The following is an 18,873-nucleotide window of genomic DNA, read 5'->3' as shown; positions in this document are numbered from 1 at the left end:
TCCGGACATGACCAAGGCCGGAACCGCCGTGGTGGCGCCGCAGGGTGCCGGGGCCGTCGTGCGGCTGCCCCGGCGGCGGGGCGTCGAGCTCGCGCTGATCGTGGTGGCCGTGCTGCTGTCCGTGTACGGCTACTGCGCCGTCGGTCTGGCGCGGACCGGGACCGTGCCGCCGGGGGCCGCCGGGTACGGTGCCGGGCTCGGGGTGCTGGCGCTGCTGGCGCATCTCGCGGTCCGGCTCCGGGCGCCGTACGCCGATCCGCTGCCGTTGCCGATCGGGGTGCTGCTGAACGGGCTGGGCCTGGTGCTGATCTACCGGCTGGACCTGGAGACGCCGGGCGACCGGGCCGCCCCGGCCCAGCTCGTGTGGTCCACGCTCGGGGTGGGCCTGTTCATCGTGGTCGTCTTCCTGCTGCGCGACCACCGGGTGCTGCAGCGCTACGCGTATGTCTGTGTGGTCGCGGCCCTGGCCCTGCTGCTGCTGCCGATCCTCTTCCCGGCGGTCAACGGCGCCCGCATCTGGATCCGCGTCGCCGGGTTCTCCATCCAGCCGGGCGAGTTCGCGAAGGTGCTGCTCGCGGTGTTCTTCGCCGCGTATCTGGCCGACAAGCGCAACGCGCTCGCGTACGCGGGCCGCCGGGTGTGGCGGATGCAGTTCCCGACGGGGCGGGTGCTCGGGCCGATCGTGGCGATCTGGCTGCTGAGCGTCGGGGTGCTGGTCCTGGAGCGGGATCTCGGCACTTCGCTGCTGTTCTTCGGGCTGTTCGTGGTCCTGCTGTACGTCGCCACCGGGCGCACCGGCTGGATCGCGGTGGGGCTGGTGCTGGCGGTGCTGGGCGCGGTGGCCGTGGGCCGGCTCGAGCCGCACGTGGGCGGGCGGATCGAGGACTGGCTCCACCCGTTCGCCACCATCGAGGCGGGGCAGGGCCCCAACCAGCTCTCGCAGTCCCTGTTCGCGTTCGCGGCGGGCGGTGTCCTCGGCACCGGGCTGGGGCTCGGACACTCCATCCTCATCGGCTTCGCCGCGAAGTCGGACTTCATCCTGGCGACGGCCGGGGAGGAGCTGGGGCTGGCGGGGCTCGCCGGGATCATCCTGCTCTACGCCCTGCTGATCGAGCGCGGCTACCGGGCGGGACTCGCGCTGCGCGAGCCGTTCGGCCGGCTGCTCGCGGTCGGGCTCGCCTCGATCCTGGCGCTGCAGGTGTTCGTCATCGCGGGCGGGGTCACCGGGCTGATCCCGCTGACCGGCATGGCGATGCCGTTCCTGGCCCAGGGCGGGTCCTCGGTCGTCACCAACTGGGCGATCGTGGCGCTGCTGATCCGGGTGAGCCACTCCGCCCGCCGCCACTACGACGGGCAGGAGGCGCCGTGACGGAGTACGGCGGCGGGCGTCCGATGACCCGGTACATCCGGCACGCCTGCGCGTTCTGCGTCCTGCTGCTGGTGGCCCTGCTGGTCAACGCGGCCCGGGTGCAGGTCGTCCAGTCGGGCTCGTACACCGCCAATCCGGCCAACCGCCGGGCCACGATCGCCCGTTACCAGCAGCCGCGCGGCGACATCCTGGTCGGCGGCAGGCCGGTCACCGGCTCCGTCGACACCGGTGAGCAGCTTCGCTACGAACGCACCTACCGCGACGGCCCCTTGTACGCCCCGGTCACCGGCTTCGCCTCGCAGCTGTACGGCACGACGTTCCTGGAGGACGCGGAGGACGGCATCCTCTCCGGCACCGACCCGATGCTGGCGCCGCTGCCGCTGTGGCAGGACGTGAGCCGCGCTCCGGGCCGGGGCGGGAACGTCGTCACGACCCTGAACCGGGCCGCGCAGGAGGCGGCGTACCGCGGGCTGGCCGGGCGCAAGGGCGCGGTGGCCGCGATCGAACCGGCCACCGGCCGCGTCCTCGCCCTGGTCTCCACGCCGTCGTACGACCCGGCCGAGCTGTCCGGCAACAGCGAGGCGGCGTCCTCGGCCTGGGCGCGGCTGAACCACGACCCGGAGAAGCCGATGCTCAACCGGGCGGTGCGGCAGACGTATCCGCCGGGGTCGACCTTCAAGGTGGTCACCGCGGCGGCGGCGCTGGACGCGGGGGTGGTCCGGGATCTGGACGCGGCGACCGACTCCCCCGACCCCTACCGGCTGCCCGGCACGCGGACCCGGCTGACCAACGAGGGCGACGGCTGCCGGAACGCCTCGCTGCGGGAGGCGTTCGAGTGGTCCTGCAACACGGTGTTCGCCAAGCTGGGCGTGGACGTCGGGGCGACGGACATGGTGGCCACGGCCCGGGCGTTCGGCTTCAACGACACCCGATTGCGCATCCCGTTCGCGGTCTCCCCCAGCACCTTCGACACCCGCGTGGACCGGGCGCAGCTCGCGCTGTCCTCGATCGGGCAGTACAACACCCGGGCGACGCCGCTGCAGATGGCGATGGTCGCGGCGGCCGTCGCCAACGGGGGGCGGCTGCGGACGCCGTACCTGGTGGAGCAGACGACCCGGCACGGCGGGGAGTTGATCACGGGTGGTGGGATGCGGCCCGACCGGCAGGTGATGCGGCCGGCGACGGCCGCGCTGCTGAAGGAGCTGATGACCGACGTGGTCCGGGAGGGCACCGGCACCAACGCGGCCATCCCCGGTGCCGTCGTCGGCGGCAAGACCGGCACCGCGCAGCACGGGCTGGGCAACTCCGGTGTGCCGTACGCCTGGTTCGTCTCCTGGGCGCAGGCCGACGAGGACATGGAGCCGAAGGTCGCGGTCGCGGTGGTGGTCGAGGACGCCTCGGCTGACCGGGGCGAGATCAGCGGCGGCGGGGACGCGGCGCCGATCGCGCGCGAGGTGATGCGGGCGGTTCTCGGTGCGTGAGACGGGGGCTGCCGGCCCCTGCCCGACCGACCTACCGTTCGGTCATGACGCATGCACCGGTCGCCCGTGAACTCGCCCAGGTCAACATCGCCCGCCTCAAGTACCCGTTGGACTCCCCCCGGTTGAAGGACTTCGTCGACGGGCTCGACCCGGTGAACGCGGCGGCGGACGCCGCGGACGGGTTCGTCTGGCGGCTGCAGAGCGACGCCGGCAACGCCACCGACATCCCGGTCCTCGGCGACGACTGGCTGATCGTCAACCTGACGGTGTGGCGGGACCCCGAGGCGCTGACCGCGTTCATGTACCAGGGTCTGCATCGGGAGTTGCTGGCGCGTCGGCGGGAGTGGTTCGAGCGGCTTCAGGAGGCGGTGACCGCGCTGTGGTGGGTGCCGGCGGGGCACCGCCCGACCGTGGCCGAGGCGGAGGAGCGGCTGCTGCATCTGAGGGCGCACGGCCCGACGCCGTACGCCTTCACGCTCCGGACCTCCTTCCCGGCGCAGGAGGCGGCGCCGGCGGTCAGCCGATCGGTTTGATCATCTCAGAGCGGATGGTGAGGGTGTCCCGGGCAGCGGCGTCGAGGTCGATGTCGGAGGGGTCCTTGTGCCGCTGCGAGTCCAGTTGGCCGACCACCGCGGCCGTGTTGCCGTCCGCCCAGGAGCAGACCGGGTAGGTGAGCGTCACCAGGGCCGACTTCTGGGTGAGCACCTCGCAGGTGACGGTGACGTCGGAGCCGGAGGGGGTGACGTCCCGGGCGGGTTCCTCGACCGTCACCCCCTCGGTGTCGGCGGCGCCCTTGAGCATTCCGCTGCGGACGTCGTCCTCGTTCTTGAACCGCCCGTACATGCTCGACACCAGCAGCATGCCCTTGGTGTCGTCGCCGCCCTGGCTGTAGCGGCCGACGAGGGCGTGGATGTCCTGGGCGTCCCAGGCGCCGTCGGCCTCGTCCTCGACCTTCTTGCCCTCGCTGTCGGAGAGGTCCTCGGCGAGGGCGTACGTCCCGTGGAGCAGCTGGTGCGGCAGGGTCAGCTTGTTCTCCGCCGCCGGGAGGTCGGTCCCGAGCAGCGCGCCGAAACCGCCGATGCCGCCGAGCACGGCCAGCCCGACGACCCCGCCCACGATGCCCAGCGCGAGACCGGGCCCGCGCTTCTTCGGCGGCGGGCCCACCGGGGGCATGCCCCAGGCGGGGTACGGCTGCTGGGGCTGAGGCGGGTAGGGCTGCTGCTGGGGGTACGGGGAGCCGTACGGACCCGGAGCCTGCGGAGGCTGCTGCCCGTACGGGCCCGGGCCCTGCGGGGGCTGCTGCCCGTACGGGTACTGGGGCTGGTTCGGGTACGGGGGCTGGCCCGGGTGCTGCTGGTTCGGGTACGGCGGCTGCTGCGGCGGAGGCATGGACACGCCAGCACCGTACTGCACCCGGGTGACGCTACGACTCGGCCGCCCCCGCCTCGATCGCCTCCTCCACCTCGGCCACCCGCTCCCGCTCCTCGGCGGCGAAGCGCTCGGCGTCCAGCTTCTCGGCGATCTCCTCGTCCTGGGCCATGAGCAGGTCGAGGTTGGAGTCGCCCATCTCGAAGACGCCCATGTCGACATAGGCCTCCTGCAGCCGCTTGCCCCACAGGCCGATGTCCTTGACGCAGGGCACGATGCGGCTGAAGAGCAGCTTGCGGAAGAGCCGGAGGAACTCGGACCGCTCGCTCAGCGCCTCCGCCTCCGCCTTGGGGATGCCGAAGTTCTCCAGCACCTCCACCCCGCGCAGCCGGTCGCGCATCAGGTAGCAGCCCTCGATGACGAACTCCTCGCGCTCGCGCAGTTCGGCGTCGGTGAGCTGCCGGTAGTAGTCCCGCAGGGCCATGCGCCCGAAGGCCACGTGCCGGGCCTCGTCCTGCATGACGTAGGCGAGGATCTGTCTGGGCAGCGGCTTGTTGGTGGTGTCCCGGATCATTCCGAAGGCGGCGAGGGCCAGGCCCTCGATCAGCACCTGCATGCCGAGGTAGGGCATGTCCCAGCGGCTGTCGCGCAGGGTGTCGTCGAGGAGGGACTGGAGGTTGTCGTTGATCGGGTAGACCATCCCGATCTTCTCGTGCAGGAAGCGGGCGTAGATCTCCGCGTGGCGGGCCTCGTCCATGGTCTGGGTCGCCGAGTAGAACTTGGCGTCGAGGTCGGGGACGGACTCCACGATCCGGGCGGCGCAGATCATGGCCCCCTGCTCGCCGTGCAGGAACTGGCTGAACTGCCAGGAGGCGTAGTGCTTGCGCAGTTCGCCCTTGTCCCGGTCGGTGAGCTTGTCCCAGTACTTCGTGCCGTACAGCGACATCGACTCCTCGGGGGTGCCGAGCGCGTCGTACGGGTCGACCTCCAGGTCCCAGTCGATGCGCTTCTGCCCGTCCCACTGCTTGTCCTTGCCCTTCTGGTACAGGGCGAGCAGCCGGTCCCGGCCGCCGTCGTACTCCCAGCTGAAGCGGGCCGCGCCGCTCGCGGGCACCCGCCAGGGGGAGTCTCCGGGGTCGTTGGCGTAGAGGTCATAGGTCGGCATACTTCGCAGGCTCACACGTAGACGCCGAGTCAACAAGTCATGTGCGAGGGATTGACGTGCTTGCTGACAGGCAGTCTCATAAGAGCCGGACGACGTACCCCCGGTAACGAGGTGAGGGAGCCATGACGACCCTGACGGAAGCGGACGCGCTGGACGGCCTGCGCGACGCGCTGGGCCTGCTCAAGGACCGGGAGCAGGTGGCCGAACGGCTGCTCGTCTCTTCCGCCAAGCACTCCTTCGACCCGGACGAGGAGCTGGACTGGGACGCGCCCTTCGAGGAGGGCAAGTGGTTCTGGCCGCCGGAGCTGGTGTCGCTGTACGGCACGCCGCTGTGGAAGCGGATGGGCGAGGAGCAGCGGATCCTGCTCTCCCAGCACGAGGCGGCGGCGCTGGCCTCACTCGGGATCTGGTTCGAGATCATCCTGATGCAGCTGCTGGTCCGGCACATCTACGACAAGGCGGCGACGAGCGCGCACGTGCGGTACGCGCTGACCGAGATCGAGGACGAGTGCCGGCACTCGAAGATGTTCGCGCGGCTGATCGCGCGCGGGGACGCGCCCTGGTACCCGGTGAGCCGGGCCCACCAGAACCTGGGCCGCGTGTTCAAGACCATCTCCACCACTCCGGGCTCCTTCACCGCCACGCTGCTCGGGGAGGAGGTGCTGGACTGGATGCAGCGGCTGACCTTCCCGGACGAGCGGGTGCAGCCGCTGATCCGGGGCGTCACCCGCATCCACGTGGTCGAGGAGGCCCGGCACGTGCGCTACGCCCGTGAGGAGCTTCGGCGCCAGATGCTCACGGCGCCGAAGTGGTCGCAGGAGTTCACGCGGGTCACCTCCGGTGAGTTCGCGCGGGTCTTCTCCGTGGCGTTCGTCAATCCCGAGGTCTACACAAATGTGGGGCTGGACAAGCGGGAGGCGATGGCGCAGGTGAAGGCGAGTGGACACCGGCGGGAGGTCATGCAGACGGGCGCGAAGCGGCTGACCGACTTCCTGGACGACATCGGGGTGCTGCGGGGCGTGGGGCGCCGGTTGTGGAGGGCGTCGGGGCTGCTGGCGTAGGCCTGGGGCGCTCACCGGCCCGACCCGGGTGCCCTGCGCCCGCGGCCGGGGCGGTGGGGTTCGCCTGCCCGCGACGGTGCGGCGCCCCCCCGGGGGCGCGGGGGTGTGTCGACATGCGGCTGCGCCGCGTGGGCGCGACCAGCCACGACGGACCGGCAGACAGAAGACGGCCCACGCCGCGCAGCGATTAGGCTGCAACGCATGACCCCGGCCACCACCCCCGCCTACCGCCGGCTCAGTGTCGAGGAGCGGCGCAGCCAACTGCTCGCCGCCGCCCTCACCCTCTTCGCGCACCGCGCCCCCGAGGACGTCTCGCTGGACGACGTGGCGGAGGCAGCCGGAGTCTCCCGCCCGCTGGTGTACCGGTACTTCCCCGGCGGCAAGCAGCAGCTGTACGAGGCCGCGCTCGGGTCGGCCGCAGAAGACCTCCAGCACTGCTTCGACGAGCCCCGCAAGGGCCCCCTCATGCCCCGCCTGTCCAGAGCCCTGGACCGTTACCTCGCCTTCGTCGACGAGCACGACACCGGCTTCAGCGCCCTCCTCCAGGGCGGCAGCGTCGTGGAGACGTCCCGGACGACGGCCATCGTGGACGGCGTACGGCGGGCCGCCGCCGAGCACATCTTCCGACACCTCGGCGTCACCGACCCGGGCCCCCGGCTGCGCATGACGGTGCGGATGTGGATCACGGCGGTGGAGGCGGCCTCGCTGATCTGGCTGGACGAGGACAAGCAGCCCCCGGCCGGTGAGCTGCGCGACTGGCTGGTCGAGCAGTTCGTGGCCATCCTCACGGTCACTGCGGGCCGCGATCCGCAGACGGCGGCCGTCGTCGGCGCGCTCGCCGAGGATGCCTGAGACTGGACCCGTGAAGAGTCAGGACACCCCCTTCGAGGGCGGCCCGATGGACGGACGGGTGCTGCCCGTCCTGCTCGGCCCCACCGGCCACCCCCCGAAGACGTACCGCATCCCCGTTCCGGACGCGGCCGGCGGCCCGCCCACCGTGTTCGTCTACCACCGCATGCCGCGCGGGCACAGCAAGAGGCTGGGGCTGGTGCAGGGGTGGAAGTACCGGTACGACCCGGAGGGCGAGCCCGGTGCCCGGCTCCGCTGGCCCTGGTCCAAGCCGGGCCCGTCCCGCAACCCGGGTGACACGCCCGGGTGACTCCGTTGCGCCGACCGGCGCACACTCCGTACGCAGATCGCACAATCACCCTTGATGATCCCGGTGCGGCGGCAGGCGGAAGGCCCGCCCGCCAGCCCGCACCGGAGGTGATGGCGTGTCAGGAGTGCTTCTGCGTCTGGCCTGTACGGCAGCGGTGGCGGCCCAGGCCGTTCTCGCGCCCGTACCGTCGGCGGCCGCGCCCGACCCGCAGCGGTCCGTGGCTCAGTTGCTGACCGACCTGCAGCGGCTGTACCGGCAGGCCGAGCAGGCCACCGAGACCTACAACGCCACCGCCGAGAAGCTGAGACAGCAGCAGGCCGAGGTGGCCCGGCTGGACGGCGAACTGGCCCGCGCCCGGCTCACCCTGCAGGCCGGCCGTACCGACGCCGGACGCCTGGCCCGGGAGCAGTACCAGAACAGCTCCGACCTCTCCCCCTACCTCCGCCTGCTGCTCGCCCACGACCCCCAGCACGCGCTGGACGAGGGGCATGTGATCGGGCAGCTGGCCCAGCGGCGCGCCGAGGCGGTGCGCCGCCTGACCACCGCCGAGCAGAAGCAGGACACGCTGGCCCGCGCGGCCCGGCGGGCCCTGGACTCCCGGCTGACCCTCACCGAGCAGCAGAAGAAGCAGCGCGACGACGTCCGGTCCAGGCTGGCCCAGGTGGAACGCCTCCTCGCCGGCCTCACCCCGCAGCAACTGAGCGCGGTGGCAAGCCTCGAACGGACCGGGGTCACCCGGGCCCAGCAGGACCTCACCGCCGCCGGGGCCCTCGGCGACGACCGGCCCCCGTCCAGCGAGGGCGAACGGGCGGTCAGCTACGCCCTGGCCCAGATCGGCAAGCCGTACCAGTGGGGCGCCGAGGGCCCGCGGTCGTACGACTGCTCGGGCCTGACCTCCGACGCCTGGCACCACGCCGGCACCCTCATCCCCCGCACCAGCCAACAGCAGTGGGCCCGGCTGAGGAAGGTCCCCCTGAACCGGCTCCGCCCGGGCGACCTGGTCGTCTACTACCCGGAGGCCACCCACGTGGCGATGTATGTGGGGAGGGGAAGGGTCGTCCAGGCACCCCGCCCAGGAGACAGGGTCAAGCTGTCACCTCTGGCGTCCTACCCGATCCTGGGCGCCGTCCGCCCGGACGACACCCTCTAGGGCACGTCGTGGCGGATACTGGGGCTTGGAAAGCAGGAGTGGGATGGATGAGCGCGAACGCTGGGAGCTGCGGGCTGAAGGCGGCGTGGGGCCGCTGCGGTTCGGGATGTCACCGGCAGAGGTTGCCGAGGTACTGAAGGTCCCCGAGCCGGAGGCACGCGTGGGCGGCCCGTACGGGCAGGAGGACTTCCCGGGCGGCGTGAAGGCGTTCTACGACGGCGGCAAGCTTGCATGCGTCGCGCTGGATGCGGTCGCCGGTCCGCAGGTCTACCTGGCGGGCTTCCCGCTGGCAGGCAGCGATCCGGCGCAGGGCCACCAGTTCCTCCTGGACCACGCCGCCGAACACGGGAACTGGGTGCTTTACACCCCGGACGCATCGCTCTCCCTGACCGATCTCGGAATCCTCCTGCGTGAGCAGCGGGTCGGGGGAGCGCTCCTGACGCGCCCGCTCTTCGTGAAGGAGGAGTGGTTGGAGTCGGAGTACTACCGCGACCACCTGCCGCTGGAAGGTGTCCCGGGCTGAGAAACGCGCAGGTCTCACATAGGGCTGCGGATCGGATGCTGAGCCTCTGCAGCAGGCATCATGAGCCCATGGGGATAGACGTGGAGCTGCACTCGGCACGGCCAACGCGTAACTGGCGCAAGTCCCGAGCGACGCTGCTGCAGAGTTCGTACGGGCACGGGGACGCGTTGGCCGATGCGATCGGCTCGCTCCGGCTGCTCGGAGTGCCTGGGCGGCTGACCGCCGTGGATCCGTACGGGGATGCTCTGATGAACGAGCAGGAGGCTGCCGTTGCTCTCGGTGAGATCTCCGATCTGCGGAAACGGTGCACCGATGATCGTCAGCTCGCTGCCTTGGACGACCTTGCAAGGTTGCTGGACCAGTGCGCCAGCACTCCAGGCAGCTATCTCTGGTTCCAGGGCGACTGAAGCCCGTGCCCCATCCATGGCCGTTCTCACTGCTCATCGTGCGGAGGCGGTGGGATGTGAACCCAAGGAATCGAGGGCGCCCACGGCCGTGTGGACATGAGCCGGACCGCGACGCAACCGGTCTCCCGCGCACCACCAGGACAGTCGCTCCTCTGCATCCTCCCTTGGATGCATGCCCAGCCCATGCTCGGGGCACAGGGGCCACGCCTGCCACAGAAGTTCCATGACGGTCTCCTGCGCAGCGTCGGCGACGCTCGCCAGCGCAGAGGCGAGGCTGTCCTGCGAGGTCGAGTCCAGGTGATTGCCGTGCCACTCACCGTGGGCCATGGCGACGTACACGTTCTCCGGCTCATCCGCCTCGTGGGACGGAAGGGCCAGCAGGTGCAGGGGCTCCAGCCGGGGAAGCGTCACCGCCAGGTCCCGGTTCAGCAGGGCGAGAGCCTGGTCCCATACGGGGTAGTCGCCCGGCGGGACGCGGCGAGGCTCGGGAGGGTCGAACAGAGCGCACATGAGCACCATCCTCCGCCACACCAGGGACCGTCCCGATCGCTCAACAGCGTCGCCCCCTGCGAAGACCGCGGCCTGTGATCGACCCCGTGTCCGGCGCAGTAATAACCACCCTGAACCGATGCGCGGCGGCTACCGGCTCACCTCGGTCATTGAGACTCCCCGCCGACGGCGTTACCCGTGCCGACCGCGCTGTAAGGTGCTCGTACCGATCTGGGGGTGCCATGGAAGATCTGGCAGCGTCGCTCGTGTCTCGAGGGTTGAGAGCCGTCGCGTCAGTGGCGTCCTTCGTCGTGGACGTGCTGGGTGTTCGCGACTGGATCAAGGGCGTCAGGCGCGACAAGCGCCGAAAGCGATGACTGGGCACTCTGTCCCGGTGGTCCAGCAACGAAGTACCGCAACCCCGCGCATGCAGCCGACCGTCACATTGAGGGGGCCAGGCACCGGCGGACCCCAACGGCCCCGTTGGATCCGGGGCCGTCTGCGGGCCGTCCGAGGGCGGCCGACGTCGACCGACAACGGCAGACGACGACGGCCGAACCTCAGGTCAGAGGCCGATCAGGCTCCAGAGACCGAGGCCAGATAAGCGCCCGTCTTCTCCGGCTCGTAGAAGAAGTTCTCGAAGTCGGACGGGTCGTTGAACGCGTTGGCGAAGCGGTCGGCCACCGGCTGCAGCTGTCCCGCCGCGCCCAGGAGGTTCAGCACGTGCTCCGGCGGCGGGGCCAGCATCGCGTTGGTCCACTTGGTCACGTGCGACGCGGTGGCCCAGTACCGGTCGAACGTCGCCCGCATCCACTCCTCGTCGAACGGCTTGTCCCCCCGCTCGAGAATGGACGCGAGGTACGCCGCCGCGCACTTGGACGCGGAGTTGGAACCCTGGCCGGTGATCGGGTCGTTGGCGACGACCACGTCGGCCACGCCGAGGACGAGGCCACCGCCGGGCAGCTGTCCGACGGGGGTGCGGACGGTGGGGGCGTACCGTCCGGCCAGGGTGCCTCCGGCGTCCGTGAGGTCGACCTTGGTGGCCCGTGCGTACTCCCACGGAGTGAACTTCTCCATGAGTTCCAGGGTCAGGGAGAGGTGCTCGGCCGGGTCCTTGACGCCGTCGAAGACGTCGAGCGGGCCACCGGGTATGCCCTCCCAGAACAGGATGTCGGCCGGGCCGGAGGTGGTGAGCGTCGGCATGATGAACAGCTCGCCGACGCCCGGCACCACGTTGCACCGCACCGCGTGGAAGTCCGGGTGCTCGGGGCGGGGGCCGAGGCCGTGGACGTAGGACACCGCGAGGGCCCGCTGGGGCTCGCTGTACGGGGAGCGCTCGGGGTCGCGGGCGAACATCGACACCAGCTCGCCCTTGCCGGCCGCGACGAGGACGAGGTCGTAGGTGCGGGAGAAGTAGTCGAGGTCGCCGACCGCCGCGCCGTGGATGACCAGCTGGCCGCCGCGCTGGGCGAAGGCCTCCATCCAGCCGGCCATCTTCACCCGCTGGTCGACCGACTGCGCGTACCCGTCCAGCCGGCCCACCCAGTCGATGGCCCGCTGCGTGGGGCCCGGGTCGTGCGAGCCGGGGGCCGCGACCGAGACGCCGAGCCCTTCGATCTTCGGGGCCTGGGACTCCCAGAAGTTCAGCTGCAGGTCGCGCTCGTGCTGCAGGGCCGTGTCGAACATGCACTGCGTCGACATGACCCGGCCGGAGCGGATCTCGTCCGCGGTCCGGTTCGACATCAGGGTGACCTCGTAGCCGTGCGACTGCAGGCCGAGGGCGAGCTGGAGGCCGGACTGGCCGGCTCCGACAACGAGTATCTTCCGCATGCGGGTGGGGACTCCTTACCGGGACTACTCGGGGGTTTCGTCCAGCGCGTGGCCGACCAGGGCCAAGAGTGTCTCGATGACCGAAATTCGACGCCGCGCGTCCATGATCATGACAGGGATGTGCGCGGGGATCGTCAGCGCCTCCCGCACGTCCTCCGGTTCGAACAGCTCGCTGCCGTCGAAGTGGTTGACCGCGACGACGTACGGCAGCCCGCAGCTCTCGAAGTAGTCCAGCGCGGGGAAGCAGTCCTTCAGGCGGCGGGTGTCGGCCAGGACGACGGCGCCGATCGCGCCGCGCACCAGGTCGTCCCACATGAACCAGAACCGCTGCTGACCCGGCGTGCCGAACAGGTAGAGCACCAGGTCGTCGGCGAGCGTGAGCCGCCCGAAGTCCATGGCGACGGTGGTGGTCAGCTTGCCCGGGGTGGCGGTGAGGTCGTCGGTGCCCTCGCTCGCCTGGGTCATCAGGGCCTCGGTCTGCAGCGGAGTGATCTCCGAGACGGCCGTGACCAGGGTGGTCTTGCCGACGCCGAAGCCGCCCGCCAGCACGATCTTGGTGGCGATGGGCGCCTTGGTGCGGTCCTGCTGCCAGGCCTTCAGGTCCTCGTCGGGCTCGGCGAACCCGGCGACGAGGGGGGTGCCCCCGACGGAGGCGGTGGCGTCAGAGACGGCGGAGTCCACTCAGCACCCTTTCCAGCAGCGCCCGGTCCGGACGGCCGGTGCCGTGACCGGTTCCGGTGCCGTACACACGGATCTTTCCCTGGTCCGCGAGGTCGCTCAGCAGCACGCGGACCACGCCGAGCGGCATCTTCAGCAGCGCGGCGATCTCGGCCACCGTGCGCATACGGCGGCACAGTTCGACGATGGCCCGCATCTCCGGCATGACCCGGGCGGAGAGCGGCGCACTCGTCAGTTCCTTGCGTTCCTCGGGGGCTTCGAGGGCCGCGACGAACGTCTCGACCAGCAGGACGTGGCCGAAGCGGGTACGGCCGCCGGTGAGGGAGTAGGGGCGGACCCGGGCGGGCTTGCGGTCGCCGCCACGCATCGGGAGCTTCTTCGCGGCGGCGCTCACCGGGCGCTCCCCGTCGCGCCGGCCTCCAGGGATTTGCGCAGCTCGCTGCGGAGTTCGGGGGTCAGGACGTGGCCGGCGCGGCCGACGAAGAGGGCCATGTGGTACGCCACGACGCTCATGTCGCACTCGGCGGAGCCGTGCACGCCGAGCAGCGAGCCGTCGCTGATCGACATGACGAACAGGCTGCCCTCGTCCATCGCGACCATCGTGTGCTTGACCCCGCCGAAGTCCATCAGCTTGGCGGCGCCGAGGGTGAGGCTGCCGATGCCGGAGACGATGGTGGCGAGGTCGGCGGAGGAGCCGCGGGGGCCCTTCGCGGTACGCCTCTCGCGGGACTCGGCCGTCCTTGCGGGGTCGGACGAGAGGAGCAGCAGGCCGTCGGACGAGACCACGGCGACGGACTGGATGCCGGGGACTTCCTCGACCAGATTGGTCAGCAGCCAGTGCAGGTTGCGGGCCTCACTGCTCAGTCCGAAGGTACTGGGCGCGGTCAACTGCTTGCCTCCTCGACTGTGCCCCCCGTGGCTTGTTCGGTACGTTCTGCGATCTCTGCCTGTACGTCTTTGTGGCCGGCCTGAGCTCCTTGGCGGAAGCCGCCGAGTCTGCGGCGGAGGGCTTCGGCGTCGATGGAGTTGGGGCGTGGGCGTGGGGTGTGGGCGGGTGTGGTGAGTTTGGGGGTGCGCTTGGGGAGGCCCTTGCTGGTGACCGCCTCGGCTTCGCCCTCGGCGGGACCCTCGTTCCCACCCGCACCAGCGGTGCCACTCCCGTCGTCGGCTGCGGGTGGCCCCAGTGGGGCGCCCTCGCCGTCGGCGTCCGCGGCTCCCGTCGCCACCTCCGGCAGCAACAGCTCCATCGTCGTCTCGGCGAAGGTCTCGGCCGGCGCCTTGGGCCGCGTACCGCCCTCGACCCCGCTCACGCCGGCGTCGTCGGCCCGCCCGTGCGTCTCCGCACCACCGGACCCACCGTCGCGCAGGTGCCCCCCAGCACCGTCACCGGCTCCCTCGGCCCGGGGTTCGCCCCCACTCTCGAAACGCCCAACCGCAGCCTGCTCGTCCTCCCCGACCTCTGCCGCCGCGTCGCCGGAAGCACCGTGCTCGGCCTCTGCCGACGCACCCCCGGCGACGATCCGCTCGCCCACCGACATGCCGCGTGAGAGAGCCGACTCGGCTCCCCCGGCCGAACCGCCGGACACATCCCGTTCGCGCTCGTCCCCCGTCGCGACATCACCGGCGACGCTCTGCTCGCTCAACCCGACCGGACCGCCAGAGGCACCGTGCCGACCCTCCGCCGAACCGCCGAAGGCACCCGGCACAGCCCCGTCCGCCAGACCACCGGAGGCACCACGCTCAGCACCCTCCGCAAAGCCGCCGGAGGTGCCCTGCGCCTCGACCGTCGGACCGCCGAAGGCATCCCGCTCGCTCTCGACCGAACCACCGAAGGCACCACGCTCAGCACCTTCCGCCAGACCGCCGAAGGCGCCACGCTCAGCTCCCTCCGCAAAGCCGCCGGAGGTGCCCTGCGCCTCGACCGTCAGACCGCCGAAGGCATCCCGCTCGCTCTCGACCGAACCACCGAAGGCACCACGCTCAGCACCTCCCGCCAGACCGCCGGAAGCACCACGCTCAGCGCCTTCCGCCGGACCACCGGAGGCACCACGCTCAGCGCCTTCCGTCAGACCGCCGGAGGCGCCACGCTCGGCCCCCTCCGTCGCGCCGCCGGAAGCACCACGCTCAACGCCTTCCGGCAGGCCGCCGGAGGTGTCCGGCGTGGTGTTCACCGGCGCGCCGCCGGAGGCGTCGGCCTTGCGTGTGGCGTGTTCTGCCAGGGCCACCAGGGGGTCGGCGTTCTTCTGGCGGGTGTGGAGCTTGTTGGAGTTGGACTCTGCGTCGGCGCCGGGGAGGGAGAAGGACGTCGGGGTGGTGGGGTGGGGCGGGGTGTCGGTGAGGAGGGTGGCGGGCAGGACGGCCACCGCGGCCACTCCGCCCTGCTTCTGCTCGCGCAACTGCACCCGGACGCCGTGCCGGTGCGCCAGGCGGGCGACGACGTAGAGGCCGAGGCCCAGGCCGTCCTCGCCCTCCTGGTCGTAGGGCGACTCGGGGTCGAAGTCGCTGAGGCGGGCGTTGAGGCGGGCGAGGCGGTCGGCGGCCATGCCGATGCCCTCGTCCTGGACCGAGAGCATGACCTCGCCCGATTCCAGGAGCCAGCCGGAGACCTCCACCGGCAGGTCCGGCGGGGTGAACGACGTCGCGTTCTCCATGAGTTCGGCCAGCAGGTGCGAGAGGTCGTCGGCCACGAAGCCCGCGACGTGCGCGTGGGGAGGAAGTGCAGCGATGCGGACCCGCTCGTAGCGTTCGATCTCGCTGACCGCCGCGCGGACCACGTCCACCAGCGGCACCGGCCCGTGGCTCTGCTGGACGTGCTCGGTGCCGGCGAGGACCAGGAGGTTCTCGCTGTGCCGGCGCATGACCGTGGCGAAGTGGTCCAGCTTGAACAGGGTGGAGAGCCGGTCGGGGTCCTGCTCACGCTCCTCCAGGCCCTCGATGACCGCCAGTTGGCGCTCCACCAGGCCCAGCGTGCGCAGCGCCAGGTTGACGAACGTACCGCCGATGCTGGTGCGCAGCCGCTGCAGCTGGGCGGTGGACTCGCTGAGTTCGGAGCGCAGTGCCTCGCGGGCGTCGGCCATCTTCTGGCGCTGGCCCACCAGGTGCTTGCGGTCGGTCTCGAGGGTGGTGACCCGCTCGTGGAGTGCCACCGCGTGCCCGTGCAGGGCGTTGACCGAGCGGACGACCTGCGCGAACTCGTCGTTGCGGCCGGTGAAGGCGATCGGTTCCTGCGTGGCCGGGTCCGCGGACTCCGCCAGGCGGGCCGAGCCGCGGCGCAGCACCGACAGCGGGCGGGTCAGGGTGCGGGCCATGGCGGTGGCGATACCGACCGCGACCAGCATCAGGGCGCCGAGGACCGCGATACGGATCTCCAGCGCGGTGACATCGTCGTCCCGGAGCTTGGCGAGATCCTTGGTGCGGCGGTCGTAGAGCGCGGACTCGGCGCCGCGCATCAGGTCCACGCGGGCGGACAGGGCCGCGTCCAGCTTCTTGGTGCTGGTCGTCAACTCGCTGTCGGTGAGTGTCGGCCGGTCGGTGAGGGCGGCGAGGTACTTCTCGGCGGAGTTGACCTCGGGACCGGTGACCGTGGAGTCGTAGGAGCCGACCGCCTCCTTGGGGGCCGTCTCGCGGAAGTCGGCGAGGGCCGCGTCGGCGCGCAGGCGGGCCTGCTGGGCGGCGGCGGTGAGCGCGTCACGCTGCTTGCGGTCGGCGTCGCTCGTGGTGGTGGTCGTGGTGGCCAGGCCGGTGACCGGGTTGATCACCGTGCGGGTGCTGGTGGGGATGTTCAGCGCGGCCAGCAGCAGACCCCGGGCGGCGGCGGACTGCTGAACGGCGGAGTCCAGTTCGGCGAGCGCGTAGCCACCGGAGCCGGCCCGTGGCGGCAGGCTCTCGGCGAGGTCGTCGGCCAGCCGGTGCAGCGCGGTGATCGTCGCGGAGTACGCCCGGTGGGTCTGCAGGGCGTTGCTCTTGCCGGTGAGGGCGGCGCGGCGGACGGTGTCGATGCCGTCGAGCTCGGTGCGCAGCCCGGCCGGGGTGTCGGTGTCGGCGCGCAGGTCCTCGACCTGGTGGTCGACGCGGGCGCTGCGGTCCTCGGAGGGCGCCTTGGCGCGGGGCCGGCCGGCGGCGACGTAGGCGGTGACCTCGTCGCGTTCGTCGGCGAGCGAGTGGGCCAGGGCGAGCGCGTCCTGGGTGCGGGCGGCCAGGGTCACCAGGTCCTGGGAGTCGCTGAGGTCCTGGGAGGCGGTGAGCAGCGAGGGGGCGCCCGCTCCGGCGATCGCGGCGGCCACCACGGCCACCGCGACGATCAGCCGGGTGCGCACATGGGTGGGGCGGCCGGTGCCCACGGGGGTCTGCTCGGCGGCCCCCTGGGGAGCCGTCTGACTGCCTGTGCGCCGAGGCCGCTTCTTCTGCACCGGTGCTCGCATTCCTGAACTCGTCTGCTCAAGGGCCCGGGTGGCGCCCCGTCGTCTCGGTGGCGAGTGGTACCCCGGTTCGTTCGGTTCCCGACCCTCCCAGCGCCGGTGGGCAGTGGTCGGGCATCACCTGACCCGCCACCCGAAGGAGTGAACATCCAAAAAGAGCGGCCGGGCAAGTTCCCCCGGCGTGTGCGACGCCCCTGTGCGGCAGGCCGGTTGGACGCGCGGGGCAGGCTTTGGCAGGATTCGCCACCACGCCTTCCCGGAGTGCGCCATTTACTCCCAAACCCGGCGCCGCGGCTGCGCGGCCGTGCCAATTCGGCTCGTGTTGCCAGCCTTTGACGAAGCATGTGAAGGGCTCGTGCAGACTGGCCGGATGCGAACCGATCTCGTTTCGGAACCCGGCGACGCGACCCGCCCCAACGAGGACTTCGCCGGTGTCGGACTACCCGCCTCCGGACAGGGAGGTTGCGTGATCTTGCTGGACGGAGTGACACCACCGCGCGGCGGGGCGGGGTGTCTGCATTCCGTCCCCTGGTTCACGGCGCGGCTCGGCGGCGCGCTGACCGAACTGACCGTTTCCCACCCGGATCTGACGCTCCCCGAGGTTCTGGCGCGGGCGATCGGGCGAACCGCCGACGCCCACGCGAGCACCTGTGACCTTTCTCACCCGCGCACTCCCCAGGCGACCGTGGTCGTTGCCCGCTGGTCGGCCGACACCGTGGAGTACCTGGTCCTGTCCGACTCCCTGCTGCTCCTGCGCGGCCCGGACGGCACGGTCACCCCGGTCCTGGACGACCGTCTGGCGCGGCTGCCCCGGGCGTCGCTGGCCACCGACGCCTTCATCGACGCCCATCTGCGCAACAAGGAGGGCGGCTTCTTCACGGCCGCCGCCGACCCGTCGGTCGGCGCCCGGGCGGTCACCGGCACGCTCCCGCGCCGTGAGGTCGACGCCCTGCTGGCGCTGTCGGACGGCGCGGCCCGCTGGACGGACACGTTCCGCGAGGGCGACTGGACGGCTCTGTTCGACATCGTGGCCAAGTCGGGCACCCGCTCCCTGGTGGACCGGGTGCGGGAGCTGGAGGCCGCGGACCGGGAGGAGCGGACGTTCCTCGGCCGCAGCAAGACGCACGACGACGCGACGGTCGTCTACGTGGAGCTGTAGGCCTGTGGCTCCCGTCGCCGGCGTGTCGCGGGCCTGGTGCGGGCCTACTTCTCCATGACCCCGTTCAGCTCGTGCAGCAGCCGGGCCAGTTCGGCCACCTCGCGGCGGTTCCAGTGGGCGAGCTGGCGGACGTAGCGGGCGCGGCGGGCCTCGCGGACCCGGCCGACCCGGCCGCGGCCCTCGTCGGTGAGGGTGACGAGCCAGGCGCGGCCGTCGGCCGGGTCGGGCTCGCGGGCGATCAGGCCGAGCTCCTCCAGGGCGCGCAGCTGGCGGGACATGGTGGCCTTGCCGACCCCGATGTATCCGGCGAGGTCGGTGGCACGCTGGCCGCCGCACTCGTCGAGGCGGATGAGCAGGCCGTACGCGGAGGACTCGAGGTCCGGGTGGACCTCGCGGGCCATCTCGCCCTGGCTGGCCCGTGCGCGCCGCAGAAGCACGGTCAACTCGCGCTCCAGCATCAGGAATTCCTGGTCCGCACCACTCGGCGTCAGCTGGCCGGCGACGCGTGGTCCGTCGCCGTTTCCGTCCTCGTGCACGTCAGCACCCCTGCTCGGTTTCGTGGTCCTGAAAGTTTCCGTCAAACGGCGCCATAGCCGCAGCTCCGTCAGTATTTCGC

Annotated in this window: 19 protein-coding genes; 10 read left to right on the top strand and 9 right to left on the bottom strand. The window is 71.5% G+C overall.

The window, feature by feature from the left end; genetic code table 11:
* Positions 1 to 7: 7 nt before the first annotated feature.
* From ACZ404_RS14445 to ACZ404_RS14435, 3 genes are read left to right on the top strand one after another with little or no spacing between them, the layout of a single operon-like run.
* Positions 8 to 1,369 (top strand): FtsW/RodA/SpoVE family cell cycle protein, encoded by a 1,362-nt coding sequence (locus ACZ404_RS14445; protein ID WP_468439531.1) that lies wholly within the window; start codon positions 8 to 10, stop codon positions 1,367 to 1,369.
* A 23-nt stretch (positions 1,370 to 1,392) separates the two neighbouring features.
* Entirely contained in the window at positions 1,393 to 2,850 is a 1,458-nt protein-coding gene (locus tag ACZ404_RS14440) for a penicillin-binding transpeptidase domain-containing protein (RefSeq protein ID WP_468439844.1), read from the top strand.
* Positions 2,851 to 2,894: 44 nt separating this feature from the next.
* Positions 2,895 to 3,383 carry a DUF3291 domain-containing protein gene (locus tag ACZ404_RS14435; RefSeq protein WP_468439529.1) on the top strand — a complete coding sequence of 163 codons (489 nt, stop codon included), beginning with the start codon at positions 2,895 to 2,897 and terminating at the stop codon, positions 3,381 to 3,383.
* Here ACZ404_RS14435 and ACZ404_RS14430 read toward each other — a convergent pair.
* The gene (locus tag ACZ404_RS14430) at positions 3,367 to 4,239 is read right to left on the bottom strand and encodes a hypothetical protein (protein ID WP_468439842.1); all 873 of its coding nucleotides are present in this window, start codon (positions 4,237 to 4,239) and stop codon (positions 3,367 to 3,369) included. The genes ACZ404_RS14435 and ACZ404_RS14430 overlap by 17 nt on opposite strands.
* Before the next feature lie 34 nt (positions 4,240 to 4,273).
* Entirely contained in the window at positions 4,274 to 5,383 is a 1,110-nt protein-coding gene (locus ACZ404_RS14425; RefSeq protein WP_468439527.1) for a ferritin-like domain-containing protein, read from the bottom strand.
* Between the two features lie 122 nt (positions 5,384 to 5,505).
* Between ACZ404_RS14425 and ACZ404_RS14420 the strand changes: the two genes are divergently transcribed.
* The 6 genes from ACZ404_RS14420 to ACZ404_RS14395 all read left to right on the top strand — a co-directional run bounded on the left by ACZ404_RS14420 (position 5,506) and on the right by ACZ404_RS14395 (position 9,683).
* On the top strand, positions 5,506 to 6,444 hold the full coding sequence (locus tag ACZ404_RS14420; RefSeq protein ID WP_468439525.1) for an AurF N-oxygenase family protein: 939 nt from the start codon (positions 5,506 to 5,508) through the stop codon (positions 6,442 to 6,444).
* A gap of 201 nt (positions 6,445 to 6,645) precedes the next feature.
* The gene (locus tag ACZ404_RS14415; RefSeq protein ID WP_468439523.1) at positions 6,646 to 7,296 is read left to right on the top strand and encodes a TetR/AcrR family transcriptional regulator; all 651 of its coding nucleotides are present in this window, start codon (positions 6,646 to 6,648) and stop codon (positions 7,294 to 7,296) included.
* A gap of 10 nt (positions 7,297 to 7,306) precedes the next feature.
* Positions 7,307 to 7,603: a hypothetical protein gene (locus ACZ404_RS14410; RefSeq protein WP_468439521.1), complete on the top strand. Its 297-nt coding sequence runs from the start codon at positions 7,307 to 7,309 to the stop codon at positions 7,601 to 7,603.
* 115 nt (positions 7,604 to 7,718) lie between these two features.
* The gene (locus ACZ404_RS14405; RefSeq protein WP_468439519.1) at positions 7,719 to 8,753 is read left to right on the top strand and encodes a C40 family peptidase; all 1,035 of its coding nucleotides are present in this window, start codon (positions 7,719 to 7,721) and stop codon (positions 8,751 to 8,753) included.
* Positions 8,754 to 8,796: 43 nt separating this feature from the next.
* Positions 8,797 to 9,276, top strand: a complete 480-nt coding sequence (locus tag ACZ404_RS14400) for a hypothetical protein (protein ID WP_468439517.1) — start codon at positions 8,797 to 8,799, stop codon at positions 9,274 to 9,276.
* Positions 9,277 to 9,344: 68 nt separating this feature from the next.
* Entirely contained in the window at positions 9,345 to 9,683 is a 339-nt protein-coding gene (locus ACZ404_RS14395; protein WP_468439515.1) for a hypothetical protein, read from the top strand.
* A gap of 33 nt (positions 9,684 to 9,716) precedes the next feature.
* On the opposite strand, the gene ACZ404_RS14390 is transcribed toward ACZ404_RS14395, so the two are convergent.
* The 6 genes from ACZ404_RS14390 to ACZ404_RS14365 form a co-directional block, all read right to left on the bottom strand.
* Complete coding sequence (locus tag ACZ404_RS14390) at positions 9,717 to 10,193, bottom strand: hypothetical protein (protein WP_468439513.1); 477 nt, start codon at positions 10,191 to 10,193, stop codon at positions 9,717 to 9,719.
* A 555-nt stretch (positions 10,194 to 10,748) separates the two neighbouring features.
* Entirely contained in the window at positions 10,749 to 12,002 is a 1,254-nt protein-coding gene (locus tag ACZ404_RS14385) for a styrene monooxygenase/indole monooxygenase family protein (protein WP_468439511.1), read from the bottom strand.
* A gap of 24 nt (positions 12,003 to 12,026) precedes the next feature.
* Positions 12,027 to 12,683 (bottom strand): GTP-binding protein, encoded by a 657-nt coding sequence (locus tag ACZ404_RS14380; RefSeq protein ID WP_468439509.1) that lies wholly within the window; start codon positions 12,681 to 12,683, stop codon positions 12,027 to 12,029.
* On the bottom strand, positions 12,664 to 13,047 hold the full coding sequence (locus ACZ404_RS14375; protein ID WP_468439840.1) for a DUF742 domain-containing protein: 384 nt from the start codon (positions 13,045 to 13,047) through the stop codon (positions 12,664 to 12,666). The genes ACZ404_RS14380 and ACZ404_RS14375 overlap by 20 nt, the downstream gene beginning before the upstream one ends.
* A gap of 23 nt (positions 13,048 to 13,070) precedes the next feature.
* Positions 13,071 to 13,568 carry a roadblock/LC7 domain-containing protein gene (locus ACZ404_RS14370; RefSeq protein WP_468439507.1) on the bottom strand — a complete coding sequence of 166 codons (498 nt, stop codon included), beginning with the start codon at positions 13,566 to 13,568 and terminating at the stop codon, positions 13,071 to 13,073.
* The gene (locus tag ACZ404_RS14365; protein WP_468439505.1) at positions 13,565 to 17,089 is read right to left on the bottom strand and encodes a sensor histidine kinase; all 3,525 of its coding nucleotides are present in this window, start codon (positions 17,087 to 17,089) and stop codon (positions 13,565 to 13,567) included. Before ACZ404_RS14365 ends, ACZ404_RS14370 begins: the two co-directional genes overlap by 4 nt.
* A 379-nt stretch (positions 17,090 to 17,468) precedes the next feature.
* On the opposite strand from ACZ404_RS14365, the gene ACZ404_RS14360 reads away from it, so the two are divergent.
* Entirely contained in the window at positions 17,469 to 18,257 is a 789-nt protein-coding gene (locus ACZ404_RS14360; RefSeq protein WP_468439503.1) for a protein phosphatase 2C domain-containing protein, read from the top strand.
* Positions 18,258 to 18,301: 44 nt separating this feature from the next.
* Here the strand turns inward: ACZ404_RS14360 and ACZ404_RS14355 are convergent, their stop codons facing one another.
* Positions 18,302 to 18,793 carry a MarR family winged helix-turn-helix transcriptional regulator gene (locus ACZ404_RS14355; protein ID WP_468439501.1) on the bottom strand — a complete coding sequence of 164 codons (492 nt, stop codon included), beginning with the start codon at positions 18,791 to 18,793 and terminating at the stop codon, positions 18,302 to 18,304.
* Positions 18,794 to 18,873: the final 80 nt, after the last annotated feature.

The sequence above is a fragment of the Streptomyces sp. NPDC030798 genome (assembly GCF_055572275.1).
The sequence above is the reverse complement of the archived record's forward strand: the minus strand, read 5'-3'. Positions and strand labels throughout refer to the sequence as shown.

Coding starts and splice junctions, on each gene's coding strand:
- ACZ404_RS14445 (WP_468439531.1), top strand. CDS start 8: ATGACCAAGGCCGGAACCGCCGTGGTGGCGCCGCAGGGTGCCGGGGCC.
- ACZ404_RS14440 (WP_468439844.1), top strand. CDS start 1,393: ATGACCCGGTACATCCGGCACGCCTGCGCGTTCTGCGTCCTGCTGCTG.
- ACZ404_RS14435 (WP_468439529.1), top strand. CDS start 2,895: ATGACGCATGCACCGGTCGCCCGTGAACTCGCCCAGGTCAACATCGCC.
- ACZ404_RS14430 (WP_468439842.1), bottom strand. CDS start 4,239: ATGCCTCCGCCGCAGCAGCCGCCGTACCCGAACCAGCAGCACCCGGGC.
- ACZ404_RS14425 (WP_468439527.1), bottom strand. CDS start 5,383: ATGCCGACCTATGACCTCTACGCCAACGACCCCGGAGACTCCCCCTGG.
- ACZ404_RS14420 (WP_468439525.1), top strand. CDS start 5,506: ATGACGACCCTGACGGAAGCGGACGCGCTGGACGGCCTGCGCGACGCG.
- ACZ404_RS14415 (WP_468439523.1), top strand. CDS start 6,646: ATGACCCCGGCCACCACCCCCGCCTACCGCCGGCTCAGTGTCGAGGAG.
- ACZ404_RS14400 (WP_468439517.1), top strand. CDS start 8,797: ATGGATGAGCGCGAACGCTGGGAGCTGCGGGCTGAAGGCGGCGTGGGG.
- ACZ404_RS14395 (WP_468439515.1), top strand. CDS start 9,345: ATGGGGATAGACGTGGAGCTGCACTCGGCACGGCCAACGCGTAACTGG.
- ACZ404_RS14390 (WP_468439513.1), bottom strand. CDS start 10,193: ATGTGCGCTCTGTTCGACCCTCCCGAGCCTCGCCGCGTCCCGCCGGGC.
- ACZ404_RS14385 (WP_468439511.1), bottom strand. CDS start 12,002: ATGCGGAAGATACTCGTTGTCGGAGCCGGCCAGTCCGGCCTCCAGCTC.
- ACZ404_RS14375 (WP_468439840.1), bottom strand. CDS start 13,047: ATGCGTGGCGGCGACCGCAAGCCCGCCCGGGTCCGCCCCTACTCCCTC.
- ACZ404_RS14360 (WP_468439503.1), top strand. CDS start 17,469: ATGCGAACCGATCTCGTTTCGGAACCCGGCGACGCGACCCGCCCCAAC.